Genomic DNA, 25,986 nt, shown 5'->3' on the forward strand with positions numbered 1-25,986 from the left:
GCCGCCACAGATCCTGCACCTGCCAGGACGATGCCCGCCGCCGCCGCCGCGGCGGTGCCGGCGGCAGAGCCGGCGCCGAGCTGCGGCGCGCCGGTCACGAGACCGGAGGCGATCCCGGGGCCGAACACACCCATCCAGAGGAAGACCGTGGCGGCGAGGACCGTACCCATCACGTCCGCGAGCGTGATGTCCTCATCGCCCGTGAAGGCGTCCGTGACGGCCGAGAACAGGGTCGATCCGATGCCGATGATGATGGCCAGCACCATGAGCTTTATGCCGGACGTGATGACATTGCCGAGCACGCGCTCTGCCAGGAACGCCGTCCTGTTCCAGAGCGCGAAGGGCACCAGCACAAAGCCGGCCAGCGTCGTCAGCTTGAACTCGAGGATGGCGATGAAGAGCTGGACAGCGAGGATGAAAAAGGCGGCGAGAATGATGGCCCAGGCGACCAGCAGGACCGCGATCAGGATGAAGTTGTGAAAGAAGGCGACGGGGCCGAGCAGTCCGCCGGCCTCGTCGAGGAGGGGGAGCGCGGCCTCGAACCCGACGCCGGCAATGTAGCCCGGCCGCATCAGGTCGTCCGGCGTCAGGGTCCCGGAGCCGGCCTTGATCCCGAGCGCCGCGAAACTCTCGAACAGGATGGCGGACAGGAGCTGGAAATTGCCGATGAGCCAGGCGAAGAAGCCGACATAGAGTACCTTGCGGATGAGGCCGGCGATGACATCGCTGTTTTCTGAAAGGGCCCAGAAGAGCCCGGCGAGCGTGATGTCGATGGCGATCAGCGTGGTCGTGAGGTAGGCGACATCGCCTGCGAGGAGGCCGAAGCCGGAATCGATATAGGCGATGAAGGTTTCGAGGAACCGGTCGATGACATCCATCTCTTCCATGACATTCAGTCCCTGAGAAAAGCGTCCAGGCGGGCCCGCCCGCGCTCGGCTTCGGAGAGTTCACGCGCCCGCTCGATGGCTTCGGCGCGGGCAGCGGCGCCAAGCAGCGCCTCAACCTGCATCAGCTGCTGGGTGGTCAGGGCGCTGATCTGGTTGCCGGCCTGCAGGGCCTGGAGGTTTCCGGCCGCGCCCTGGCTCTCGGTGATGATACCGGCCAGCGCGTCGGCGTCGGCGCTGTTGCCAGCGCGCGCCTCAGCCGCAATCAGGAGGACATGCTTGTGGGCCGCGCGGGAAGCCTCCCATCTCGCCCGCGCGTCCGCCAGGAGGGTTGCGGCGCCGGGCGGCGTTTCGCCATAGGCGTGCGGGAAGGCGGCTTCGAAAGCCGCGTCCTCGGCGTCAACGCTGACGCCGATACCTTCGGCGTCCCGGATGATCGCCTCGATACGGGTGATCCGGTCACGGATGACCGCGTGTGCGACATTGACGGGGAGCGCCTCGAGATCGCGGGCCATCTTTTCGATCATGTCGATCTCGTGGGTCAGCTGGCGGACCTGGTTGTCGAGTTCCTGCAGCGCGCGGACCGCTTGCAGGATGTTCTGCGCGTGGTTGGCCGGGTCATAGACAGAGACCTGCGCCGCGGCCGGCGGCGGGAACGCGAGCTGCGGCGCCGAGACGAGGAGTGGAGAAAAGAGGATCGTCAGGCAGGTTTCAAGGCGCTTCATCGACTGTCTCCATCCGGCAGGTGTCCTGGCTTGCCGCTTCCGCGCCCGGCCAGGCCGGCAGCAGGTCTGCGGCCCAGCTGAGGTCCTGTAACCGCAGCCAGGCATCGGCAAAGCCGCCGGGGCCTTCTGCCTCGGCAGCCTGCGTGATCCGGGCCTGGTCTTCGGGCGTGGAGGCTGCGCAGAAGGCGCGTGCGACAGGGCCGAGCCCGAGTTCGAACAGGCGGTTGCCAAGCGGCGAGGTAAAATAATAGTCGCGCTTGGGTACCGCTTCCGAGATCAGGTCCACCTGGCGTGCATTCAGCCCGAACCGGCGATAGGTGGCGGCCTGCACGGGCTCGCGCGCGCGCTCACTCGGAAGGAAGATACGCACCGGGCAGGCATCGATGACGGCCGGCGCGATCGCGGCGCGCTCGATATCGGCGAGGGACTGGGTTGCAAAAACCACGGCGACATTCCGTTTACGGAGCGTCTTCAGCCAGTCACGGATCTGGGGCGCGAACACCGGATGATCGAGGTAGAGCCAGGCTTCGTCGAGCAGGAGGAGGGTCGGCCGCCCGTCGAACCGGTCGGCCAGCCTGTGAAAGAGGTAGGTGAGCACCGGTCCCGCGGCGGCGGGATACTGCATCAGGGCTTCCAGTTCGAAACAGGCTAGCCGGCTGAACGCGAGCTCGTCCGCGTCGCCGTCCAGCAGGCGGCCGTAAGGGCCTTCGAGGGTGAACGGAGCGAGCGCCGATTTCAGCTCGGGCAACTGGACGAGGAGGCTGAGGCCGGTGAGCGTCCGCTCGGCTTCGGGCGCGCCGGCAAGCGCCATGACCGCTTCCCAGATCGCCGACTTTTGGCGCGGCTCGAGGTCGAGGCCTTCGGCGCGGCAGAGGCCGGCGAGCCAGTCGGCGGCAAAGGCCGCGCCGCGCGGCGTGTTGACGTCGCGGAGGGGCTGAAGGGCGGCGCGCCCGCCGGCTGCGAGCGCCATCCAGGTTCCGCCCATCGCCAGCATGGCCGCTTTGGCAGAGCCGCCCTTGTCAAACATGAACACCTGGGCGCCGCGGTAACGTGTCCATTGCAGGGCAAGGAGCGACAGAAGCACGGACTTGCCGGCCCCGGTCGGCCCCACAATGAGCGTATGGCCGACATCACCGGCATGCAGGTTGAGCCGGAACGGCGTCGTGCCGTCCGTACGTGCCTCGATGAGGGCCGGCGCGCACAGGTGCGCGTTGCGCGCCTCGCCGGCCCAGACCGCAGACAGGGGAACAAGGTGGGCAAGGTTCAGTGTACTGATCACCGGGCGGCGGACATTGGCATAGGCGTGGCCGGGCAGGCTGCCAAGCCAGGCTTCGGCCGCATTGAGCGTTTCGCGGATGACGGTGAACCCGCGCGTGTTGAGAACCCGCTCGGCGGCGCGCAGGCTTGCGGCCGCGCGCGCCGGATCCGGGTCGGCGACGGTGAGGGTCGTCGTGACATAGCCGTAGGCCACAAAATCGCTGCCGAGTTCCTGGAGAGCGGCGTCGGCGTCGGCGGCCTTGTTGGCGGCGTCATTGTCGACGAGGACGGTTTCTTCATGGAAGAGCGTCTCGCGCACCAGCGCGCTGACGGACTTGCGCTTGGCAAACCAGTGCCGGCGTTTGCGCGTCAGGAGCTTCAGCGCGTCGGTTTTGTCGAGGGCGATGAAGCGCGTCACCCACCGGTAGGCAAAGCCCTGGCGGTTCAGTTCGTCGAGCAGGCCCGGGAGCGTCGTACCGGGGAATCCGAGAACGCTGAGCGTGCGCAGGTGCGCCTCGCCGATCGCCGGCTCGAGGCCGCCCGTGAACGGCTCGTCGGCGAGGAGCGCGTCCAGGAAGACCGGGAGTTCGGGCGTCGCCACGCTGTGCGGGCGCGATGACACGGTCGTGTGGAGGTAGGTGAGCGTCTCGTCGTCGCTGAGCGGCGTGATCTCGGCCAGCGTTCCGTCAAGCAGGTCAAGCACCTGGCCGGCACGGGTCTCGAACTGTTCGAGCGCCTGGCGCCAGCCTGCGCCTTCCGGGCGCGGCGGGCGTTCGACCAGCATCTGCTCGGCCCGGCCTTCGGCATCCGGCGGGGGCAGCCAGAGGAGGGTCAGGTAATACTCGCTCTCGAACCGGGCCCCCGCTTCGTCAGCCGCTGCAGCGCGTTCCTGGTCGACGAGCCAGGCGGCAGCGTTTGCGAACCTGTCCTCGCCATAGCGCCCGGCGCTGCGCCGGACCGCTTCGAAGAACAGCGCCCAGCCCGAGCCGAACCGGCGCAATACATTGTTGACGCGCGCGGAGACAGCGACGAGCTCTTCCTCGGTGGAGCTTTCCAGGTCCGGGCCACGGTACCGGAAGCTTGTCTGGAAGCTCCCGTCCTTGTTGAGCACGATGCCCGGCGCGACAAGGCAGGCCCAGGGCAGGTAGTCGGCAAGCAGGCGCGGCTTGCGGGCGTACTCGGCAAGGTTCAGCATGCAAGATGCTCCCTGTGGCGGGCCGCTCTCAGCGCAACGGACAGGAATTCCGGATCGATCCTGGCGAGGAAGACGGCCGCCGAATGCAGGAGTACCCAGGTCACAAGGCCCGGGATCCAGAGGCGCAGCCCGAGCGCCAGCACGGCGGCGAGCGTGCCGATCGTGATTGCGGCCGCGCGCGGCGCGCCGGCGATCAGGATCGGCTCGGCAAGCGAGCGGTGGAGGGGGATCTCATAGCCCTCGGTCATGGCAGCAGCGCGCCGCCGCCGAAGGCGAAGAAGGTCAGGAAGAAGGATGTCGCCGCGAAGGCGATCGAGAGGCCGAACACGATCTGGATCAGTTTGCGGAAGCCTCCCGAGGTCTCGCCGAAAGCAAGCGTCAGGCCCGTCAGTGTAATGATGATCACGGCGACGATCCGGGCGACCGGGCCTTCGATGGACTGCAGGATCTGGTCAAGCGGGCCTTCCCAGGGCATGCCGGAACCGGCGGCGTGGGCGGCGGGCGGCAGGGCGGCTACGCAGGTGAGGATGAGGGCGCACTGGAGGCTTCGGTTCAGGGCGTCAGCGGTACGGTAGAGCATGGGACCTGCCTTTCAGTGGATAAGCGCCAGGTCCGGCGCAGCGAGTGGCTCGGTGCGGTAACCCGTTTCGTCGAAGCCAGTGACCCGGAGCGCCTCTTCGACGCGGCGCACGCCGCCGGCCCGCGACAGGAAAACGATGACATCGATCGCCTCGCCGATGAGGCCAATCGGCAGGCTGGTCGTCACTTCGGCAACGAGCTGCTCGAGGCGCGAGAAGACGCCTTGCGCGGAATTGGCGTGCAGCGTGGCAAGCCCGCCGGGGTGCCCGGTATTCCAGGCCTTGAGGAGGTCGAGCGCTTCGCCGCCGCGCACTTCGCCGACGATGATGCGGTCCGGGCGAAGGCGGAGCGTCGAGCGCACGAGGTCGCGCAGGGAAACGCTGCCGGGCTGCGCGCGCAGCTGGGTGACGTCCGGCGCCGTGCAGGCGAGTTCGCGCGTGTCCTCGAGGATAACGATCCGGTTTGCAGCGAGCGCCGGCTCGGTGAGGAGCGCGTTCGCAAAGGTTGTCTTGCCCGACGAGGTGCCGCCCGCGATCAGGATGTTCAGGCGGTCGGTGAGCGCCTTGCGCAGGGCGAGCGAGACCGCCGGTGCCAGGACGCCGGACTGGACATAGTCATCAAGGCTGAACGGCGCGGGCGCGGGTTTGCGGATGGCGAAACAGGGCGCTTCAGAGATGGGCGGTAGGATGCCTTCGAAGCGTTCTCCCGTGCCCGGAAGCTCGGCAGAGACGATCGGGCGCAGCCGGTCGCAGGGCGCGCCCGCGGCGGAGGCCACAAGGCGGATGATGCGTTCGCGCTCCGGCGCGCCGAGGCGGCCGGCGGCCTGTACCAGGCCGCTACCGGCGCGCTCGATCCAGACCGATCCGTCCGGGTTGGCGATGATCTCCTGGGTGTCGGCCGCCTCCAGCGCCTCGCGGACGGGGCCTTCGAAGGCTGTGCGCAGCATTGCCTGCTGGCGGGCGCCGGTCTCGGGTGATCTCGAATGCGCCAGCATCTCCAGCGGCCTCCCTGTTGGCAGGGAGTGTCAGGCAGGCAGCCTGCGCCCGGAAGCCGGAGCCCAGGGATGGCGGGGGCAGCCGAGGGAAAGACTGGGAAGCCAGGGGCAGGGGCGCGTGGCACAGGAGCGGGCCGTCAGTCCCCGGATGAATACGGGGCCGGCTATCGCCAGCCCGACCGGTGCGTGTGCGCGCCCGGTCCTGGCGCCCTCATTTGCGTTCCAGCCAGTCGTGTTCGAGGAGGCGGAGGCGGGAATTGACACCGAGCAGGAACGTCGTCGACCAGGCGAACAGGATGACGCCGTTGGCGGCCTCGATGGCGCTCAGCAGTCGCCAGCGCGGGGAGAGGACAATGTCGCCGAAACCGAGGGAGGCGAAGGTAACGGTCGAGAAATAGAGGGCTTCCTCGAGAAGGTGCATCTCCCCAAGGACGAGGTAGAGCGAGGCATAAAGCCAGATCTCCACAGTGTGGAGCCCGAAGATGCCGAACACGACGAGCAGGATCAGGGCCGCCTGGCCCATCCGGTTCTCATGCGGCCTCAGGCGCTTGCCGCTGCGCTGCATGAGATAGGTCAGGAGGATGAACCCCCAGAAATGGACGAGCACGGTAACCGCGACCATGCCGCTGGCGACGAGGAGGTTTTCGGCGAGGTGGATCAGTTCCTGAGACATCACATTCCGGGTACACCGGATCGTTGGGCTTCGAAAGCGGCCGCCGGCGAAGAATTGCAGAAGAGCCGGCTCGGCGGCACGGGGTATCTGCCGGAGCACGCAGATAAGGCAGCCTCAGTCGAGACAAGAAATGTCCCTCGCCGTGACCTTCGGCCGTTTCAGTCCGCACAATATCCCGCGGCTCAGTGTCTTGAATCACACTGGTCGAGGCGGCGACGTCGTGTGCATCACGGGTAACGCAGATTTCGCCTGGTCACTGGGGCAGCAACTTGCCCATGCCTCAAGCCCAGTGCACGCCAAGCGCCTGCGCTGCGCGTTCAAGCGCCCAGTAGGTTCCGGCAATCCCGACGGTATAGGCTCCGGCATGTCGCAGCAAAGAAAGCTGGCCTGGCCGAACCTGTTTCACCAGCCAGCCTGTCAGGAGCAGAACGCCGATCACGGCGATCTGGCCCAGTTCGACGCCGAGATTGAAGAGCACAAGTGCGAGGACCTCAGTGCCTTTCGGGAGTCCGATTTCGGCGAGGGCGCCCGCAAAGCCGAAGCCGTGAATGAGACCGAAGCCGAAGGCAATCGCCCAGGGAAAGCGGGCACTCAGCCCTTCATCCCCGCGCATGCGGCGGATCGATTCAAGTCCGATCAGCGCAATCGACAGGGCAATCACGATCTCGACCGGTGTTCCGGGCAGCTGGACGCCCGCGAGCGCCGCCAGCGACAGCGTTACCGAGTGCGCAAGCGTAAACGCGGTTGCCGTCGCAATCAGTTGGCGCTGCTGTACGAGCAGGACAAGTCCGGCAACGAACAAGAGGTGGTCCCATCCGAAGAGAATATGTTCGACACCAATCTGCAGATAGGCAAGCACGCCGGGATTGCGTTCGCTGGCAATCGCGACTGACGCCGATCCAGGACGCAGCACCGCCGAGAATGTCTTTCCGTCCGTGGTCTGGAGACGGAGGAAGACGTCGGTCATCGTGCGTTCCAGGCCCGCAATCTCGATCAGCCTGTTCTCAAGTGAGCACGACACCGTGAAGCGGCGCACCAGAGCGCCGCCGACATTTTCGGCTGCCTCTGCGCTGCGTACGCAGTCCTCGGGAAAAACCGGCTCGAGTCTCAGGATCCGCTCGCCCAGGATTGGCTGCTTCCAGATCACGGCGTAAACCTGATCACTCGTTTGTGCGATGTCGAGATAGGCCGGCCTGACCTCATGTGCCCGTGCTGCCCCGGCCGCCAGGCAGCCCGCCAGCAGCAGAATGACGATCCGCAAGCAGGCGATCACGGTGCGGCGCCCTCAAGCTCGACCTTGTAGCGGGCGACAATGTCCGACACCGCTTTGGCGTTTGCGCGAAGGCGCGCCTCGGCCCGCCACTGTTCAAGAACGTCGTCGCGCACCGCTTCGAAATCCGGAGACTCTGCCGGAGAGACTTTTGTCACGCGGACAAGATGTGTGCCGAGCGCCGAGTTCAACGGTCCATGCCAGGCGGTGCCGGGCGGCAGTGTGGCCAATGCCTCAGCAAACTCAGTCCCGAAAAGTCGGGCGACTTCCCGGACCGGGAGTGCGCCGTACTGGCGTTGCAGCATGAAGGCATCGCCCTGGCCAAGCCAGTCGGTCGATGGCCTGGTTTCAAGCGTGGTCAGCGCCTGCGCGGCGCGCGGATCAGAGGCCTGGCGAAAGTAGACATGGTCAAAGCTGAACGTCGCGGGCAGGTCAAAACGTGCATGATTTTCGTCGAACCAGCGCCGCAGCTCGGCCGGGCCGGGGTCGGCCGGGTTCGCCAGATCATCCACCATGAAACGCATCTTCTGCGCCAGGCGTCGCTCGACGACGACGTCGCCGTCTTCAAGGCCGAGACGCCTGGCTTCGCGCGCCAGAGCCAGTGTTTCGACCTGGTCGATAACCAGCGCCCGCAGGTCGTCCGGGCCCGGCGGTGCGCCGGTTTCCGCGGCATAAAGAGAAGCGAGCCGTTCGATATCGGCCCGGCTGAGCCGGATGGTGTCCTCGCCGCCATTGGACGGAATGACGAACGGGGCGGCGCCGAAAACCAGCAACGCTGCTCCAACGAAGTGAACGAGCGGATCGCGAAGGAGTTTCTGAAACACGGATCAGTTCGCCGGGATATACCAGATGGGCGACGTATAGGCCCGCTCCTGGATTGTGGCTGCGACATCCGGCCTTGGCGGCGTGCCGTTGCGCATCGCTTCCCAGGTTGACCATCGACATGTCGGATTTTCCAGTACACGGACATAATAAGCCGCGTGTTCCGATGCCTTGAATTCAGGGTCGCGCCAGAGCGTCCGCAGGTCAGCCGCCCCTTCACCGGTCGGCGTACACGTCGTCAATTCAACGCCCGCGCCATTGTCGGCGCAGCGATGGGTCGATGCATCAGGCGCGCCCGACGCACAGGCGACATCGAAGACCGTCTCTGTCTGGCGCGTGACCTTCACGATCTGAACACGCTGCAGCGGCGCGGACCCGGGGTCGCGTTGCGCCCAGACCAGGAATTCGGGTGAAGCTTTCGACTGTCCCATCAGGTCGCTGCCCATGGACACGCCGGCCTTGTAGGCACGCGCGACAAGGTCGGGCGCTTTCAGGATATCCTTGCCAAACGCATCAGCTGCGAAGAACCGGATCTTGATTCTGGGGCCGGTGGTGCTGAAGGTTTCCTTGCGCCGAAAGGCATCGAAGATTGAATCCCGCGTATTCTCTTCCGCCCAGACACCGGTCAGGCCAGACGCGCTCCAGCGGGAAAACCATTCCCGGGCATTGTTCACCTGAAGGGAATCGGGCTGGTCCGACCAGTCGGGGGCGCCGCTGGCAGGAATAGAGCCGCGCGTGACAGGCGTCCCGTCGACAATCCCGATCTTCGACCAATAGTCGCTTTCGGCAAATGAACCGCCTGCGACGTGGGAGTCCGATGCTCCGACAAGGCCGAAATGGAAGGGATTGAAGCCTCTTTCCTCAGCCAGTTCCAGGCCGCGCTGATAGGCCTGCCGGACGTAACTGCCCTCTGTGCGCGAGACCGTGTAGACGCCGAGCAGCCGGTCATAGATCTCGAAATCCGCCCATTCATCGTTTGGGGAAAGTTCCGGATGGGTTTCGGATGTTCCTTTGACCTGCGTCACTTCCACGAGCGGTTCGTTGCGCATGCGCTGGGCAGCATAGTCTGCAGACAGCGGTGCGCCGTCGAACGTCTCGAGACGGAACATCTGTCCGTCCGATACGTTCGAGTTATGCGGGATCGCGATCGATTCGATTCCCGCCTTGCGCAGGCCGTCCATCCAGTCCCAAAGATCTTCCGGGTTCGTCGAATCCAGGGTCGAGAAGACCCGCACTGGCGCCTCGCCCCGGAAAAAGACGTTGCGATGCAGGTTTGCCCCTCCAAACGTTCCGTCGTCGGCAAGCGTTCCGACAGATGTGAACTCGAACGCGGCAAAGGTCGTGAACTTCCCTGGTTCGTTATGCTGGTTGGCGGCTGCGACCGTGTCCGCCCAGACCGAGTTGATCAGTGACTCGTCGTATATGTCTTCGATGCGTTCGCCGGTGCGCACGGATGTGCCCACGCCCTGGAACGCCGCCTGGATCTTCTCGGGCTCGCTTGAGAACATGTCCTTGGCGCGCGCCACCTCGGACAAGGGGTTACCAGGTGTATTCATCGCGGGCAGGACACCGAGGTATTCGGCGTGGTCGGTCACGGTATAGAAATCGAGCGGGCCGCCCGCGATCGTCATGTCGAACTCGGCCGGATGCCGGATGGTTTCGCCCTTGGCAAACCTGTAGGCGTCGTCGGGTGTCCGGCGCACATTGAAGATGTAGGCGTCAAAGCTGTTTCGGGTATGGATGTGCATATCGCCGAAATAGGCGTTCCGGTCGCTGTTGTAGCCGGGCGTTTGAGCCGGCGCGATGGAATTGTCCGCGCTGGCCGTTGGGTTCAATCCAGCCTCGTCGATTTGCGGCGCGGTGCACCCCGTCAATCCAAGCGCAATCGCCAGAGCGAGTAGTCTTCGCATTTTGTATCCTCCCCAGGATCTGGACTTTCGTCTCTTTGCGCGCACCGTAAGGCCGGACCGCCCGGCCCGGCAACGAAAAGCTTTGCTCCCTGAGCGATTGGGCTAAAGTGGGCAAAACAAGGCGTACGCGGGGAGCGAAAAAAGCCATGAAAATCAGAGCAGCTTCATTGACTCTGGCGGCGTTGCTCGCCGCTTGCGCTGCGCCGGATGATACGCGGACCGATATTGCACAGGACCCCGTCGCAAACGCCGCCTCACCAGACGTTGCCTTCAGTGCAACCCGCAATGCCTATTTCGGCGACCTGCACGTCCACACATCGAACTCTTTCGACGCCTATGTCTTTGGCGTTCGCAGTTCACCGGACGACGCCTACAGGTTTGCCAAGGGCGAGAAAATCCGCGCGGATGCAGGATATGACATCCAGCTTCAGGGACCGCCGCTCGACTTTCTCGCGGTGACCGATCACGGAGAATACCTCGGCATCGTCCCGGCGATGAATACCGAAGGCAATCCGCTGTCCCAGACCGAGACGGCAAAGATTGCCTTTGGCAAGAACGCGCAGGACGCCGCAAGGGTCTTTCAGCAGATCGGCATTTCGTTCGTACTCGGACAGCCGATCGAGGAGATCAACGACCAGGGCGAGATGGACTCGGTCTGGGCCAAGACAGTGGACGCGGCCGAGCGTTTCAACGATCCGGGAAAGTTCACCACTTTTGCCGGGTATGAGTTCACCGCGATGAAGGTGATCAGCGCCGATGCCGGCGCCGCCGGGAACCTGCACCGCAATGTCATCTTCAAGGGATCCGCGCCCGCCCAGATCTTTTCGACACTGCAGTCCACCAATCCCGAAGACCTCTGGGCCTGGATGCAGCAGCAGCGCGATGCAGGCCACGATGCCTTGGCGATCCCGCACAATTCCAATGCCTCCAATGGCGGCATGTTCGCGCTTGAAACCTATGCCGGCCAACCGGTTGACGAGACCTGGGCGCGAACACGGCTTGCCAACGAACCGCTCGTCGAAATCACCCAGATCAAGGGCACGTCCGAGACGCATCCGGACTACTCTCCGAATGACGAATGGGCCAACTTTGAGCTCTACGACCAGTTTATCGGGAGCGAGATGCGGGCGACGGTCAATGAAGGCGACTATGTCCGCCGCGCGCTGTCCAGGGGGATCTCCCTGGAAGCCGAAATTGGCTTCAACCCCTACGCTGTCGGGTTCATCGGCTCGAGCGATACACACATCGCCGCAGGAAATTTTTCAGAGGAAGTCTATTGGGGCAAGTTCCCTCAGGACGGCGCCGGCCCCGTCGCGCGCCAGTCGGTCCTTTCTGAAGCCTATGCCAGCTGGGCCGATGTGCCGGCAGCAGACTCGCGGCGCCTCCTGGCCGCACCCAAGTACAGCGCGAGCGGCCTGGCCGGCGTCTGGGCAGAGTCGAACACACGCGATTCCCTGTTCGACGCCATGCGCCGCCGGGAAACCTTCGGCACCAGTGGGCCAAGGATCAGTGTCCGCCTGTTTGCGGGCGATTATGATGCGGATCTGCTGAATGCGCCGGACCTTCTCGAGCAGGCCTATGCCCGCGGTGTCCCGATCGGAGGCAACCTGACGCGCGGTCCGGGCGATGCGGCGCCCGCCTTCATTGCCTGGGCCATGCGCGATCCGCTGTCCGCGCCGCTTCAGAGGCTTCAGATCGTGAAAGTCTGGGAAGAGGGCGGGGCTGCCCGCGAAGCGATCTACGACGTCGCCTGCTCCGGCGGCGCCGAACCTGATGGCCGCACACACCGCTGTCCCGACAATGGTTCCGCTGTCGATGTCACGACGTGCAAGACCAAGCCGGGCAGCGGCGCCAATGACCTCAAGGCGCATTGGCGCGACCCGGATTGGGTGAAGGGTAAGCAGGTGGCCTACTACGTCCGCGTTCTCGAAAACCCGACCTGCCGCTGGAGCACGTGGGACGCCGTGCGGGCAGGCACGCCGCCAAATCCGGCACTTCCGGAAACCTTGCAGGAGCGGGCCTGGACATCGCCGATCTGGGTCGACTGAATTCCTGGTTCAAACAGGTGCCGCCGATCCGGGACAACAGCGCGTTGCGCGGGGTCTCTGGCGGCTCCGGCTGATAAGGGTTTGCCTGAAGGGTCGGATGTCAACTCAAGCCGGTCGCTGGAAAGGCCCGGATCCTGCGCGGCGGCCGATCCCGAACGTTTCAAGCACTGGAACGACGCTGTGAGGCTGGATGCGATTGTTGTTGCCGGCCGGTGGCCGTCGCACTTCAGTTCAGCCGCCGGCTTGCCAGACCCGATCCCGTCGAGAGTTCGCCGAAGACCGCCGCCAAGGCATCAAACTCAATCCGGCGCATAGGCTAGCCCGCGCTCGCTGCCGCAATCTGGCGCTCCAGGGCCTGGATATCTCGTTTCAGGAAGGGGAGGTCGCGCGCAGCGGCCTGGAGGTTCGCCAAGGCTGCGGCCTCATTGCCTGAGGCAAGCAGGGCGCGCGCCAGTGCGTACTTGAAATCTGCCGCAAACGGGTAGGCCTCGACCAGTGAACCCGCTTCTGCAACAGCGTGCGCCGCAAGCTGCTCGTCATGGTCATGACGCAGGACCAGATCGGCCACGACCCGAACACGCAGCGCCCGGGCGAGAACAAATGAAGGGTGCTTGCCGACCAATATGTCGAGGCGGCGCTTCGCCACCAGCAGATCCTGTTCGCCTGCGCCGCGCGTCAATCCAAGGATCAATTCGTACTCTTCCCGGGCAGCGCGCGGTTGCGGGTCCTGGCCGTTTCGCCCGAGCCTCAGGCTAAGCGTGTTGGCATTGGTATGCACATTGCTGGCGAAGTGAGCCAGCGAGCGTTCGTAGTCCAGCGGATTAAACGGGTAGTCCTCGGCCCACAGGATCAGGTCGCTATGCGCATCGATCAGCCGCAGCGACAGGCGAGACTCCGGACTTTGTCCAGTTATGGCCAGATCCACGATCAGGTCGCTTGCCCGCCCGGCCGGTGACGCGCCTGCCAGCACATCAACGCCTTCCAGGCCCGCAAGATAGCTCGAAAGATCCCGGGCCACATGGCCCGTTGCTGCGGCGTCAACGCCGCGCGTTGGCGGCGCCTCGACAACCGCGACCTGCAGCGTGCCGGCTGGCTCCTGCCACAGGATGCCGGTCGCCGCAGTCGCAAGGGCGAACGCTGCCAGCAGCACCCCCACAGCGGCGAACGACCGCACGCGGCCGAACCGCCCGCCGGCCGTCTTTTGGAGGGACGCGCTGTAGGCCCCGACCGGGACAGTCAGGCGGTATCCGACAGAGCGCGCAGAGGCGATCACCTCCTCCGGCACGCCCAGTCCGACCAGGGCTTCGCGCAGCAGTTTTGCCCGCTGCTTGATGGTCTCGCGTGTGACCTGCGCGCCCCAGACAGCCCGTTCGATCTGCTCGAAGCTGACGTCCTCGGGCGCCTGCTCGCCGAGCACCTGAAGCAGGCGGAACGAAAGGTCAGGCAATCTTGCTTCGCGGCCGGCGAAGCGAACACTCCGGGTGCGGACACAAAGGTCGAGGCGTCCGTGCGCGGGGCTGTCACTCGAAGTCATTGATAAATCTCACCCTTTTCCGAGCTTCACCAAGATTTTCTTGCAGGCGCAAGTCTCAGGGCCCCACCTTCCGGTGTCAAACCGGCGCCGTCACCGCCGCCCTTACAGGAGAAAACATATGCCTGCCTACCTGCACTGGAAGATCGTTCTCGGCGCCGCCAGCGCTTTCGCTCTGCACAACAGCGCCGTTGCAGAAACCGGTGGGGAGAGCGACGCTGCCCGAATTTCAGATACGATCCTTGAGGCGCTTGTGGAAGCCAACGGGGTTCCGGGCATGTCAGCGGCGCTTGTTCGCGAGGGCGAGGTTGTCTGGATCGGATCTGCCGGACTGCGCGATGTCGAACGCGCCTTGCCTGTCGATGCCGATACGACCTTCCGTCTGGCCAGCGTCTCAAAGCTGATCACTGCCACTGCGGCTGCGCGGCTGGCCGAAGACGGCGACCTTGACCTGGATGCGCCCGTGCAATCCATCGTGCGCTATCTGCCGGGTGCCTGGCCGCCCATCAGTTCCCGCCAGCTGGCGGCTCACACGTCCGGGATTCCGCACTACCAGGACGTGGATGCAGGGCGCGGCGGCGTGCACTTTGACACAACTGAAGATGCAGTTGGCGTTTTCTCGGGCCGGACCCTGCTCGCCAGACCCGGCCTTGCCTACCACTACAGCTCTTACGGCTACACCCTGCTCAGCGCGGTCGTGGAAGAAAGCGCCGGCGAACCGTTTCTCCGATATGTTTCGCGCGTCCTCCTCTATGGCCTCGACATCCGACCTGAACTGGGCAGCGGCCCAAACACGGCGACCGGATACAAATTCGGTGCGACCGGCAGCCTGGCGCCCATTGCGCCGCACGATTTCAGTTACTCCTGGGGCGGCGCCGGATTTCTTGGCTCATCGCGCGATCTGGCACTGTTTGGTGCCCGCGTTTTATCAGGGCCAGTCATTTCGCCGGCAACGCGCGACATGATGTGGACGCCGGTGATGCTGGATGACGGATCGGTCGTAAGCCACAGCCAGGATGCCGAGGTGGGCTTTGGTTGGCGGATCAGCCGGGATCAGGACAACGCTGCCTTCACGCATCATGCGGGCGTTACCGACGGCGCGCGCAGCGCACTTATCCTCTATCCGGGGAGCGGCGACAGCGTGAGCATCCTGTCCAACGCGAGCTGGACCTCCTCGATCGAGCAGACAGCCCTGATGCTGGTCGCACCCTTCCGCGCCGCGGCCAATCCAGAACCGGGCGTGCCCTGTCCGCTCGCTGCGACGGGATTTGAAGGCAGCTTCAAAGGCGAAGCGTTCAAGGGTAGGGCAAGGTTCGAGCTGGACCGAGGGGTTTGCCGCGGCCGGATTTCCGCGACCAACGCTTTTGGCGTCTGGCTCAATTCGTTCCCGCAGCAGGATGCAGACGAGCTGCAAGTCATCGCGGTTTCATCGGATAGTTCCCTCGACCGCGCCGCTTTGGTCACGCCGGCGGGCGTCTATGATCTGCGCGCAAAAGGCAACAATGCCTTTGAGGCCCGCATCGGATCCAACAGCGAAATCAGTATCTGGTTCAACTGAGCTGCATGGTCATCGCGCCAGCCGGGACAAAAACTGACCGACGGCCTGAAACTCTTCAAGCTCCCGCCGGCTTCGCCAGCGGTTTCACGGTTCAGCGCCCCGAAGCCTGTCGAACTCGTCCCGGCACGTCCTGCCGAACCGGAGGCGGCTGCGATCCAATCAAGCGGGTCGTCAAACGCGACATGGGCGTCGCTCGGTCACGAAGCCCCCCGAACAGACACTATGTTCGCCAGATCCAGCGTGTATAAGGCGCACCATTGCCTCGATGACAACGCGGTGGTCTAAGCCCTGTCGCGGCGTTTGGCAGCAAGGCATTCGCACGATCCGTATCTCAGGTGGTCAGTCATGCAATCAAAATTGCAATCAGGTTCATCGAAGCTTGGCAGTGCCAGCGCCCCAAACCGTCTCGTCATACGCCGACCTGACGATTGGCACGTACATCTGCGCGATGGGGCCATGCTTGCCGCTGTTGCCGATTTTACCGCGCGGCAGTTTGCGCGGGCGATTGTCATGCCCAATCTGGATCCGCCGATCACAACGGTCGCGGCGGCTGAAGCCTACAGGTCGCGCATCATTGCGGCGGTCAGGCCGGAACATTCCTTTACACCGCTGATGACCTGCTATCTGACCGATGACATAGATCCGGCCGAGGTCAGGACTGGCTTCGCCAAGGGCGTGTTCACGGCGTGCAAGCTTTATCCGGCGCATGCCACAACCAATTCCCGCCATGGGGTGACGGATATTCGCAATATCTACCCCGTGCTGGAGGTCATGCAGACCATTGGCATGCCGCTATTGCTGCATGGAGAGGTGACGGACCGGCATATCGATATCTTCGACCGGGAAGCCGTGTTCATTGAGCGGATACTGTCGCGAGTGATCCAGGACTTTCCGGCGTTGAAGATCGTCTTTGAGCACATTACCACGCAGGAAGCAGCGCACTTTGTCGCGGAGGGGCCGGCGACTCTGGCGGCGACCATCACGCCCCACCACCTCGACTTCAATCGCAACGCCATGTTTGACGGCGGCATTCGTCCGCACTTCTATTGTTTGCCCGTCGCCAAACGCGAACATCATCGCCTGGCGCTGCGCAAGGCAGCAACGTCGGGATCCTCAAAGTTCTTCCTGGGCACCGATTCTGCCCCGCACGCGGTTCATGACAAAGAGTCAGCCTGCGGCTGCGCAGGAATTTTTAGCGCGGCTCATGCGCTCGAAAGCTATGCTCAGGTATTCGAGGAGGAAGGGGCCCTGGATCGCCTTGAAAGCTTTGCCTCTGAAAACGGTCCCCGATTCTATGGGCTTCCGCTCAACCAGGATCAAATAGTTCTGGAGCGCGCCGCCCAGTCGGTCCCAAGCCGCCTGAGTTTGGCCGCAACTGAAATTGTCCCGTTTCATGCGGGCTCTACTCTGGCTTGGCGTTTCTCCGGGTAAGAGGCGTATGCGCCAAAGTCCGGCTTAGCTGCGGCTCCGGCATTGACCACGAAGAGCCGGAACTTGCGCGCCGCGGTGAGCGCTCACCTTCGTCAGCGACAGGCAGGGTCAATCCGGCCGTCTCATCCGGTTGCCTGGACGCGGCAGATATCGGCGGCAAGAAACTAAGGGTTACAGTACGGGCAATGGGCCGGATCTGCTTCAGACAATCCGTCTGAGCGCAGCTCCGGCCGCTCGTTATCGCAGACGAAACAGCCCATGACTTCATTCAGTACCCATTCTGTCGGAGCGCCACACCAGCTGCAGGGCAATCCTCGCTCGGTTCGCTTCACACCCCAGCCGGGTGCTTCGCAAGACGGACAGGCCCGACTGAGGCGGTCTGCAAACTTCCTGGCCAGCGACTCGATGGACTTCATTCGTCTGGGATTGAAATGCGCGCGCATGTCGGTCTGAACGAGGGCCAACCCGTCGCTGGAGGCAAGCGCCGCTTGCGCGATCGACGCCTCCAGGTGCTCAAAGTCTTGGATGCCCTTTTGGACCCGGGCCGGCGAGCCGGCGTTTGGCCGCACGATCATCGCCTGCCGCGGAAAGCCGGCAGCATGAACCCGGTCTGCGATATCGCTCAGGGATCTGGCCTCCCAGCTGGCATAGCAGGGCGACATATCGAGACTGTGCTCAATCGCGACAAGGCCCGCTTTCGCGTCAATCAGTACCAGTTTCTCGAGGCCGGCCGGAATGAACGGCATTTGCGGGTGCGGCCCGAAACTCCCTTCGCTCGCAACTGCAAGATCGAGACCGGAGATTTTCAGGCCATGCCTGGCTTTGGCGACAAGCGCTTCATCCATTGTCCCTGGTCGCTCGACCTCACCTGAGAAAGTTCCGAACTGATCTGTGTCAAGATCACCAAGAACTTCGATATCGACGCCCAGAATCTCTTTGAACACCGGACCGATCGCGCGTTCTTTTCCGTGCATGCTAGCCAGGATCGCGCGACGACCAGCCAGGGGGGATTTACGGCTTTCCATCAGAAATATTCCTCGCGCGGTTGATGCTCGAGGCCGCCTGCGTGTCACTCGGCGAGGGGGCTGCCCTCCGAACGGCAAGCTACCCGATTGATTTCGCCAGAGCCAGAGGGGCGAGCTGCTGACGCAGGTTCAGATTCTATTTCTCGCGCAGGTGTCCGCCCTCAGCGCTGGGCGCCTGTTCAGGGCCGGTGAGGCGCCGATCATCCGGCTCAGCGCCCGGCAGGGTGACTTCGGTCCGTCGGTCCCTTAACGCGCCGGTCAGGACAGTTTCCGCTTGTCAGTCATCTGTAGGCGCACCACCGCGCAACAGCCCGGCGCCGGGATGTCCGTGCCCACGGACCAGGTATCGCGACACTTTCGCCGGGTCCTTCGCAAGGCCCTTGCAGCAATGCCCAACGGTATCCAAGTGCTGCTGCAGACCAAAAACAAATGACCCATCAAGCCTCGTCACGGCGTCCGGCTGATCAGGGTCTTTGACAAGCACAGAAAGCGAAAGGGAAAACATGATACGTACTGTTCTGGTTGCCGGGCTTGCACTGGTACTTTCGGCCTGCGGTGATGCGGCAGACCTGCAGAACGTGAAGCAGGGCGCGCTCGATCTCGGCGGGCAGGCTCTCGAAGCGGCAAGCGGCGCCGTGGATACCAAGACGGCCTGCGTGCTGGCCGGGCAATCCGAGGTGTTCTGCGGCTGCGTGAGCGACAGTCTGGGGGCTGAGCTCACCGGTGAACATCTCGAGACGCTGAAGAATGTCGTCAGCGAAAGCCTGAACGGCCAGGGCCTGCAGTCGGCCGTGGAGACAGCCGGCGGAGTTGACGCGGAGACCCGCGACGCACTCGTGCAATGTGCAACAAAAGCCGCTGTTCAGGGCGCGATCAGCGAGGCTGGGAACTAGCTCGCCTCTTACGCTGCCGGGCCGACTGGACAACAGTCAGCCTGCAGCTGCCCGGAGCAGGCGCTGGCATTGAGCGCCCTGAGGCCTGCTGCCCATGTCTTGCGCGATGTTTTCTGAGGCAGGCCCGTGCCTCCCAACTCTGCAAAGTTGAGTTGGAAGGCACGGCGCACACAGCCGAAGGCAGGCAGTATCGTCCACCCTGTCGCAAGGCGGCAGGCGCCGCCTGGTTCTGAGCCCGTCTGCAGGCGGGTGCCGGAACCAAGGCTTCAGCGAAAGGCAGACAGCGCAGGCCCGGCAAAAAGGCAGTGACGGGACCTGCGGGCCAGATGCCGCAAAATCGCGATGTTCCCTGAACGGAGGGTTCACCGCAGTGCGATCGGTGGATTGCTTGGAAGGCGCCCGGCGGAAAACGCCGGAGGTCGTCATGCGCTGCCCTTCAGGCGTTCAGACCCCGGCCATGGCGAACACCTGCCTCAATCAGCTGCGGCCAAACTCCTTCCGGTACCGGGGAATAAAAAGGTCTTTGCCTTTGATGGCTGAAGTTAAGCCGTCACCGACGACCAGGCCTTGCCCGACCGGAAGTACACTGGCCCCTTTCTTCGGTCCTAGCGGAAGCAGGATCGGTGCTGTCTTCCACGGCGCGTAGGCAGGAAGCGATTCAATGTCTTTGCCGCCTGCCATCTTGCGAAGCGTTTTTGCCAGCCAGGGCGTCTGACGCAGGGTGGCGACCACGGTCATGCCTTCACCGGTGGCGGCCAGATCGCCAATGGCGAAGACATTGGGCAGGCTCGATGGACGCAGCCAGCGATCAACGCCAATCTGTCCATTGGGCTTTCGGTCGATGTGCGGCAAGTCGTGCGCCGGACTGTCGGCGATCCGTGCGCCAATTGCCGGAATGATCAGACCGGCGAGCCGGGTTCCATCAGCCAGCGTTGTCTCGCCGACATGCGGCATGTCTGTTCGGGCAAGTCCGCTCGCCTTCTGGCCGAGGTGAAGGGCGACTTTGAGGGCCGACAGGCGCTTCAGCAGCTTGGCGTGGAGATTTGCGGGATACATTGGAAACAACCGCGCCTGCTCGGACACAAGCGCGACCGACTTGTCCGGATACTTCGCCTTGATCTCGCCTGCCAGCTCGACGCCAACCGCCCCGGCACCCACAATGATGATCTGACTGGCCGCCGCAACTTGCCGGGCAGTATCGCGCAAGGTCTGGGCCTGTTCGATGGCATTGTCGCCTTGCGGTTTGAAAGGCGCCGCATACCGAGACCCGGTTGCGATGATCATTTCGTCTGCCTCGATCCCGGACCCATCCGCCAGATTGACACGATCGCGATCGATCGACACCGCGCGGCCACGGATCACACGGCCTCGCTTCAGCAGCTGATCATAGGGAATGACGATTTTTTCCAGCAGTCCGGGTTCAACAATCGCCCGGATCGCGGCGACGTTGTGCACGAACGCCTCGCGCGCCTCGATCAGCGTCACATCGACATGTGGGTCCAGGAGATGCGCCAGATTAAATCCGGCATAGCCTCCTCCAATGATGGCAACTTTCATTCAGCCCTCCGGTTCTGTTGACGGTGCGCCGCACCGAAAAATGAGTGATCCTCTGCCGCGGTGGCCACGATCCAGGCGCCCATCTGGCTCTTGTCATCAACTTATCTGCCGCCAGGACTGTGCGAGATCGCCCTGTCCCAGGCCTGCACCAAAGTCTCAGGACGTCCGGTTCCAAACACATAGTGGTCTGGACGGACCAGGACGGCTTCTGCTCCGGCCTTGTCGAACCAAACGGCGAGTTGGGCAGCGAAGGGCGCGATGCTTTCCTCGGCCAGATCGGCGCGTGACACAAGCCAATGGCCGCGGCCTGTACATGCGTCGAGGCGCGCGCCGTCAGCTGCGATTGCCTGCGGGAAATAGCTTCCCGCACCGGCGCTACCCAAGGCGATCAGCCCTTCGGAGATCGGCGGATAGTCTGGCGGCGAGGCGGGCAACTTGCCGAGCAGGCGCCCGAATTTGAACTTCAGGTCGCGCAGAAAGGCGGACCATTTGCTGGTCGTGCAGACCATACGGCCCATCATGATGGCCATGGCGATGGTCGCGCGAACATTCGGTTCGCGCTCGGGCTGATAGGTGTCGAGCAGTTTGCCGTCTGCGTTGCCTGCGATCACGGCGGCCAGTTTCCAGCCAAGATTTGCGGCATCGCGCAAACCCGAACACATGCCTTGTCCGGCAAACGGCGGCGTTTGATGTGCCGCGTCGCCCGCAAGCAGAACGCGCCCCTTTCGCCATTCCCGGGCGATCCGTGCACGGAATGTATAGACCGCTTTCCTTTCGATCCGAACAGCGCCTTTGACCTTCCAGGGCTCGAGCAGCTTTTCAACGAAGGCGTCATCGCTCACCTGATCGGCGGTCTCGCCCGGCAGGATCATGAACTCCCAGCGATGGCGTCCTGCGCCCATGAGCACACAGGTTGTCGGGCGCTCGGGATTGCAGATCTGGAGGTTTGCCGTTGGCAGTCTGGAATAATCATCGACGAAGACATCGACCACGAGCCACGGTTCCTCGAAACTCAGATCTTCAAAGGTAATGGCCGATGCCTTGCGAACCGGCGAGCGCGCACCATCCGCGCCGACAAGGTAGCGGGCACGCACAAGGCGTTCGCCGCCCGGCGAAGCGAGACGTGCCGTGATGCCTTCATCATCCTCGTCGAAGGATTTCAGTCCCGATTGTGTATGGAGCGCGGCTTTCTCCTGAGACTCCAACGACCGTCTCAGCGCGGCCTCGACACTGGGCTGGTGGATCATGTTTGCAGCCGGCCACCCGCCTTGGCCGATACGGTCTGCCCCTTCGAACTGCATGAGAACCTCGCCCCGGGCGTTGAGGAAATCATAGCGCGAAACCTGGCGACTGGTTTTCATCACCTCGTCGGCAACACCCGCCTCCTGTAGGATGCGCATGCATTCATGGTCGATGTGCGCGGCGCGCGGAAGCGGGTAGATGTCCGGCTCTTTCTCCGCCACCATGACCTTCACGCCGCGCTGCGCGAGCAGGATCGCCAAGGTCACACCGGTTGGGCCGCCGCCGATGACGAGGACATCGCAATCGAATGCCATGGGTCAGCCTTCTGCGACCATGGCGCCTTCAATATGCCCGAGCCCGTCGACTTCGCAGCGCACGACATCGCCGGGCTTCAGGAACTGGCGGGGGTCCATGGCGGCGCCGATCCCGCCGGGCGTGCCGGTGAACACGAGGTCACCGGGCTCGAGCGTCATGCCGAGCGACAAGTGTTCGATCTGTTGCCAGATATTGAACACGAGGTGGCGGGTGTTGGAATCCTGGCGCTTCTCGCCATTGACGAAACAACGCAGGCCCAGCGTGTGCGGGTCGCCAACTTCGTCGGCCGTGACGATCCATGGCCCAAAGGGCGCATGGGTATCGAAACTCTTGCCCAGCGACCATTGAGGCGTCGCGTGCTGCCACATTCTTTCGGTGACATCATTGCCGACGCAGTAGCCAAATACTGCTGCCGGGGCCTGCGCGGCGCTGATGTGCTTGCCGCCTTTGCCGATGATCGCAACGAGTTCGACTTCATAGTCGTTGGTCATGGTGCCCCGAGCGATCTCTATATCGTCATACGGCCCGTTCACGCTGGTCTGCGCCTTGGTGAACCAGACCTGCCGCTGCGGGGTTTCCATCTTCGATTCCTCGATGTGGTCGGCATAGTTGAGGCCGATGGCGAAGATCTTTCCCGGGCGCAGCACCGGCGCCTCCAGCCTGACCGAAGACAGAGGCACGCCGCCGCCGGCAGCTGCCCGGGCCTCTAGAGCGGGACGCAGTCCTTCCCAATCGCGGATGATATCGAGCATGGTGGCGCCCAGGCCGCAGTCGATGATGCGGTCGCCGACGACGATGCCGCAGCGGGTCTGGCCATTGGCGGTATAGGTGGCGAGTTTCATGTGAGGGTCCCTTTTGGCTGGCGGCGGAACAGCCGTTTCATTCGGATCATGAGGGCCATGACGAACGCAACGAAGGCCGGTGGCGGCGGCATCTTGCCTGCGAACATCGGATGCGGGCTGCCCCACTGAACCGCAAGCAGGGCGGACATCGGCATCTTCTGCGGCGGGTCGGCCGCCGTGAACAGATCGCCGTCGGTCCAGTGTTCAAGCTCGTTTCCGAATGGATCTTTCCAGTAATCGAAAATCTGACTGCCCATGATGTGGCGGCCGACGCCCCATGCCGCGATGCGTTTCTTGGATTTCAGAAACTGATGGCCGAGCATCAGGTCATCGAGATTGGCCACTTCGAACGCTGCGTGGAGCAGGCCGAGTTCGCCCGGCAGCTGCGCCAGAAACAGGGTGTGGTGGTCGGCGGGCCTGTCACCGCGGTCGCAGCGCATGAAGGCGCCCAGCGGGACATCGGTGGCTGCCTCGACTTCGTCCGAGGTAAGGAAGCCGAAGCGGTCCTTGTACCATGCTTCAGATGCCCGGAAGTCACTGACTTTAAGCACGGCGTGGCCGATGCGAATGACATGCGCCGGAGACGCGCCAAACCGAACGCTCTGGCGCAGGCGAGACTTCTCGGCGGCGGTGTTGCGCGGCAGGTCTGCAACAGGGCGGGCGTCTTCCTGCTTTGCCTGTCCGGCGATGACTTCAACGCGGTAGCCGTCAGGATCGGTCAGCCGAACAATCTTGCCGCCGCCCGGTTCGTCCAGATCTTCGACCTGCTTTCCTTGCGACGCCGCAAGCAATTCCAGATCTTCAACGGATGCAGCGCGCAGCCCGACAGCCACAAATTTCGCCGCGCCGGGCTCAGTGACATGCAGGAAGGGGCGCCCGTCGCGTCCCTTGCCGAAAAGCTTTTCGTTCTCCTCAAAGCAGATCATGCCGAAATCCTCGAGGAAGGATCGCATGGCGCCAAGATCCGGCGCCGAAAACCGGACATGGGCAATATCCTCAATCTTGATCACCGGCATTGTGCGCTCCAGGAGGGACCGATACTTTGACTATTTAGTCAAATATCTTGAATTTGACCAGGCAGTCAACTAGGTATCGGGTATGTCTGATCGATCCCCGCGCACCGCCCGCACCCGTGCTGCCCTTTTGGCTGCGGGTTTCGACCTGCTTGTCGAACGGCCGATCGACGCCATCCCGATTGATGACCTGGTCGCCAAAGCCGGCGTGGCGAAGGGCAGTTTCTTCAATCACTTCAAAGATAAAAACGACTTCGCCGCGGCTATTGCCAAGGAAGTCAGGCTTGAGCTTGAAGCTTTGGTCGCCAAGGCGAATGAAACAGTCAGCGATCCGGTTGAGCGCATTGCCGGCGGAATGCGTGTGGGCCTCGAGTTTGCGATCAGGCAGCCGAAGCGAAGCATGGCGCTTTTGCGCAGCATGGGCACACCGACAATGCGCGAGCATCCGTTGAACGACGGCCTTCGTGCAGACATCGAAGCGGCTGCATCGCGCAATCTGCTCCGACCGGAAGCCGAGCGACTTGGCGTGCTCTTCTGGCTGGGACTGTGTCAGGTTCTCATGCAGGATGCCCTGGTTGGCCGCATCCCTCTCAGCGAAGCAGACCGCCGTCTGTCAGACATGCTCGTACTCGGCCTCACCGGTCTCGGTGTGCCAGCAAAGCGCGCCGCAGCGATCGCAAACAAGCAAAGCGTCAGCAGCAATAACGCGGTCTGACCTGGCTCACATCGCCGCTTCCGGCGACCGGCAAGCTCCTCTCCCGCTCGTCTTCGGGAGCCTGGGCTGAAATCCGGCGAAATCTTGCCAACGCCGAGAATTGCTCACGCGGCCGCGGCGCGGCCGCTCAGCAACGCACCGTGAACGGTGCCGGGGTAGGCGGGACTGCAGGCCTCGCCCGCAAAGCGCAGCACGCCGCCGGCTTCAGTGCGTCCGAGCTCGTCTCTGTCAGCCTGACCGCTGCCGACGGCACTAAATGAGTAAGATCCCCGCGCAAACTGATCCGCGCTCCACCGCGTCAGCTGCCACCCGACCGGCTCGGGCGACCGGGTTCCGAACATCGCGCGCACCGCGTCCATGGCTTCGGCCACAATGGCCTGATCGTCATGCGGCTCGATTGCGCGCGCGGCATCCGCGCCGGTGAACCCCAGCAGGACCGGCGCTCCTGTCTTCGCCAGGCCCACCCACTGCGACCATCGGCCCGGCGTCTCCTTCACAAGTTCATGCCAGTCATAGTCTGCTGGCCAGAAGACGTGATCAAACCGCAGGAAATGCTTGTTGAGCAAACCCATACCCAGACGCGCAATGGCCTCGCGCTTTTTTGGCGGCAAGTCCGGCGTGAAGCCAATAGCGCCGCTCTTCAACACGCCCAGCGGCACCGTGACAATGACCTGGTCGGCGCGAAGCGCCTCTCCTGTGCTGAGGACAAGCTCGACCCCACGCTCACTCCAGCGCACCTGTGACACAACCGAGTTCAGTCGAATGTCGAGACCGCGCGCGAGGAAGCGCGGGATCTGATCGAAACCGCCGGGAAAAAGCAGATCATCGCCGCCGAACTGCTCGCCGTCATCGTGGTTCCAGGCGGAGAGTTGCGCGGCGGCGCCAGCAAATTCCTGCTCGTAGTTTCCGGCGAGATGGAACTCGAGTTGCGCATGTTGAATGGCGGACCGGCGCGCGGGAGGACTGACGTGGTCAATCGCGCCGCGCAGCGACTGGTCGTGGTCAGCGCGCCTGGCAGCCTCTATAGCGCGATCGACAACACCGCTGACCCAGGCGTCACCACGGCCACGCACGCCGATAGCCCGTAGCGAATCTGCGACATGAAGCTGTGCGCTCTCATAGCTTGTCTTCACTGTCGGCGCGCCGGCCAGTGCCGCCAGCCTGGCCAGCGGATTGCCTTCAGCGCCGTGGATCCATGAAGCTCCGAGATCAGCGGGGATATCCGGCCAAAGCCGGCTCGTATGAATGCGGCCCCCGATGCGATCCCGGGCTTCAACAACCGTCACACTGCGCCCGGCATCTTTCAGCGCCCGCGCAGCCGAAAGCCCCGCAATACCGGCGCCGATCACGAGCGTTGCGCCCTGCGGCCCGGCGCACGACGCCTGCACATGGGTCAGCATGGCGGCGCTCAAGCCTCCAATCACTTTTCGCCGGCTCAGCATCCAGCCCGGATAGCAAATCCAATACCCGTTCAACAGGGCTTAAGGCGTGCGCCCGGCTATCAGGA

Annotated in this window: 22 protein-coding genes; 5 read left to right on the forward strand and 17 right to left on the reverse strand. The window is 63.7% G+C overall.

Features of this window, described 5'->3' with window-relative positions; translation table 11 throughout:
- The 10 genes from trbL to Q0C17_RS14835 all read right to left on the reverse strand — a co-directional run.
- On the reverse strand, positions 1-887 hold an 887-nt coding region (trbL, locus tag Q0C17_RS14790), incomplete at its 3' end, for a P-type conjugative transfer protein TrbL (RefSeq protein ID WP_291207912.1).
- Positions 888-892: 5 nt separating this feature from the next.
- Complete coding sequence (gene trbJ, locus Q0C17_RS14795; protein WP_291207914.1) at positions 893-1,609, reverse strand: P-type conjugative transfer protein TrbJ; 717 nt, start codon at positions 1,607-1,609, stop codon at positions 893-895.
- Positions 1,596-4,061, reverse strand: a complete 2,466-nt coding sequence (gene trbE, locus Q0C17_RS14800) for a conjugal transfer protein TrbE (RefSeq protein ID WP_291207916.1) — start codon at positions 4,059-4,061, stop codon at positions 1,596-1,598. Before trbE ends, trbJ begins: the two co-directional genes overlap by 14 nt.
- The gene (locus Q0C17_RS14805) at positions 4,055-4,309 is read right to left on the reverse strand and encodes a VirB3 family type IV secretion system protein (protein ID WP_291207918.1); all 255 of its coding nucleotides are present in this window, start codon (positions 4,307-4,309) and stop codon (positions 4,055-4,057) included. The genes trbE and Q0C17_RS14805 overlap by 7 nt, the downstream gene beginning before the upstream one ends.
- Positions 4,306-4,641, reverse strand: a complete 336-nt coding sequence (locus tag Q0C17_RS14810) for a TrbC/VirB2 family protein (RefSeq protein ID WP_291207920.1) — start codon at positions 4,639-4,641, stop codon at positions 4,306-4,308. Before Q0C17_RS14810 ends, Q0C17_RS14805 begins: the two co-directional genes overlap by 4 nt.
- Before the next feature lie 12 nt (positions 4,642-4,653).
- Entirely contained in the window at positions 4,654-5,634 is a 981-nt protein-coding gene (gene trbB / locus Q0C17_RS14815; protein WP_291207922.1) for a P-type conjugative transfer ATPase TrbB, read from the reverse strand.
- A gap of 211 nt (positions 5,635-5,845) precedes the next feature.
- Entirely contained in the window at positions 5,846-6,307 is a 462-nt protein-coding gene (locus Q0C17_RS14820) for a potassium channel family protein (protein WP_291207924.1), read from the reverse strand.
- A gap of 280 nt (positions 6,308-6,587) precedes the next feature.
- On the reverse strand, positions 6,588-7,580 hold the full coding sequence (locus tag Q0C17_RS14825; protein ID WP_291207926.1) for a HupE/UreJ family protein: 993 nt from the start codon (positions 7,578-7,580) through the stop codon (positions 6,588-6,590).
- Positions 7,577-8,401: a peptidyl-prolyl cis-trans isomerase gene (locus tag Q0C17_RS14830; RefSeq protein WP_291207928.1), complete on the reverse strand. Its 825-nt coding sequence runs from the start codon at positions 8,399-8,401 to the stop codon at positions 7,577-7,579. The genes Q0C17_RS14825 and Q0C17_RS14830 overlap by 4 nt, the downstream gene beginning before the upstream one ends.
- A 3-nt stretch (positions 8,402-8,404) precedes the next feature.
- Positions 8,405-10,309, reverse strand: a complete 1,905-nt coding sequence (locus Q0C17_RS14835; RefSeq protein ID WP_291207930.1) for a DUF3604 domain-containing protein — start codon at positions 10,307-10,309, stop codon at positions 8,405-8,407.
- A 146-nt stretch (positions 10,310-10,455) separates the two neighbouring features.
- On the opposite strand from Q0C17_RS14835, the gene Q0C17_RS14840 reads away from it, so the two are divergent.
- Positions 10,456-12,357, forward strand: coding sequence for a DUF3604 domain-containing protein (locus tag Q0C17_RS14840; protein WP_291207932.1), 1,902 nt, complete (start codon positions 10,456-10,458; stop codon positions 12,355-12,357).
- A 316-nt stretch (positions 12,358-12,673) separates the two neighbouring features.
- Here Q0C17_RS14840 and Q0C17_RS14845 read toward each other — a convergent pair whose 3' ends face one another.
- A complete protein-coding gene (locus Q0C17_RS14845; RefSeq protein WP_291207934.1) occupies positions 12,674-13,891 on the reverse strand; it encodes a winged helix-turn-helix domain-containing protein in 1,218 nt (405 codons plus the stop codon).
- Positions 13,892-14,009: 118 nt separating this feature from the next.
- Between Q0C17_RS14845 and Q0C17_RS14850 the strand changes: the two genes are divergently transcribed.
- On the forward strand, positions 14,010-15,446 hold the full coding sequence (locus tag Q0C17_RS14850; protein WP_291207935.1) for a serine hydrolase domain-containing protein: 1,437 nt from the start codon (positions 14,010-14,012) through the stop codon (positions 15,444-15,446).
- Between the two features lie 345 nt (positions 15,447-15,791).
- Positions 15,792-16,877, forward strand: a complete 1,086-nt coding sequence (gene pyrC / locus Q0C17_RS14855; protein ID WP_291207937.1) for a dihydroorotase — start codon at positions 15,792-15,794, stop codon at positions 16,875-16,877.
- Between the two features lie 164 nt (positions 16,878-17,041).
- On the opposite strand, the gene Q0C17_RS14860 is transcribed toward pyrC, so the two are convergent.
- Positions 17,042-17,902, reverse strand: a complete 861-nt coding sequence (locus Q0C17_RS14860) for a DUF6671 family protein (protein WP_291207939.1) — start codon at positions 17,900-17,902, stop codon at positions 17,042-17,044.
- A gap of 503 nt (positions 17,903-18,405) precedes the next feature.
- Here Q0C17_RS14860 and Q0C17_RS14865 point away from each other — a divergent pair.
- A complete protein-coding gene (locus Q0C17_RS14865; RefSeq protein ID WP_291207941.1) occupies positions 18,406-18,795 on the forward strand; it encodes a hypothetical protein in 390 nt (129 codons plus the stop codon).
- A 477-nt stretch (positions 18,796-19,272) separates the two neighbouring features.
- Here the strand turns inward: Q0C17_RS14865 and Q0C17_RS14870 are convergent, their stop codons facing one another.
- The 4 genes from Q0C17_RS14870 to Q0C17_RS14885 form a co-directional block, all read right to left on the reverse strand.
- Positions 19,273-20,352, reverse strand: coding sequence for an FAD-dependent oxidoreductase (locus tag Q0C17_RS14870; protein ID WP_291207944.1), 1,080 nt, complete (start codon positions 20,350-20,352; stop codon positions 19,273-19,275).
- Positions 20,353-20,453: 101 nt separating this feature from the next.
- Positions 20,454-21,908: a bifunctional 3-(3-hydroxy-phenyl)propionate/3-hydroxycinnamic acid hydroxylase gene (locus tag Q0C17_RS14875; RefSeq protein WP_291207946.1), complete on the reverse strand. Its 1,455-nt coding sequence runs from the start codon at positions 21,906-21,908 to the stop codon at positions 20,454-20,456.
- Positions 21,909-21,911: 3 nt separating this feature from the next.
- Complete coding sequence (locus tag Q0C17_RS14880; RefSeq protein ID WP_291207947.1) at positions 21,912-22,751, reverse strand: fumarylacetoacetate hydrolase family protein; 840 nt, start codon at positions 22,749-22,751, stop codon at positions 21,912-21,914.
- Positions 22,748-23,767: a VOC family protein gene (locus Q0C17_RS14885; RefSeq protein WP_291207949.1), complete on the reverse strand. Its 1,020-nt coding sequence runs from the start codon at positions 23,765-23,767 to the stop codon at positions 22,748-22,750. The genes Q0C17_RS14880 and Q0C17_RS14885 overlap by 4 nt, the downstream gene beginning before the upstream one ends.
- An 82-nt stretch (positions 23,768-23,849) precedes the next feature.
- On the opposite strand from Q0C17_RS14885, the gene Q0C17_RS14890 reads away from it, so the two are divergent.
- Positions 23,850-24,479: a TetR/AcrR family transcriptional regulator gene (locus Q0C17_RS14890; RefSeq protein WP_291207952.1), complete on the forward strand. Its 630-nt coding sequence runs from the start codon at positions 23,850-23,852 to the stop codon at positions 24,477-24,479.
- Positions 24,480-24,583: 104 nt separating this feature from the next.
- On the opposite strand, the gene Q0C17_RS14895 is transcribed toward Q0C17_RS14890, so the two are convergent.
- Positions 24,584-25,879 (reverse strand): FAD-dependent oxidoreductase, encoded by a 1,296-nt coding sequence (locus tag Q0C17_RS14895; protein WP_291207954.1) that lies wholly within the window; start codon positions 25,877-25,879, stop codon positions 24,584-24,586.
- Positions 25,880-25,986: the final 107 nt, after the last annotated feature.

It is taken from the genome of Hyphomonas sp., from assembly GCF_022844445.1.
Classification (GTDB): Bacteria; Pseudomonadota; Alphaproteobacteria; order Caulobacterales; family Hyphomonadaceae; genus Hyphomonas.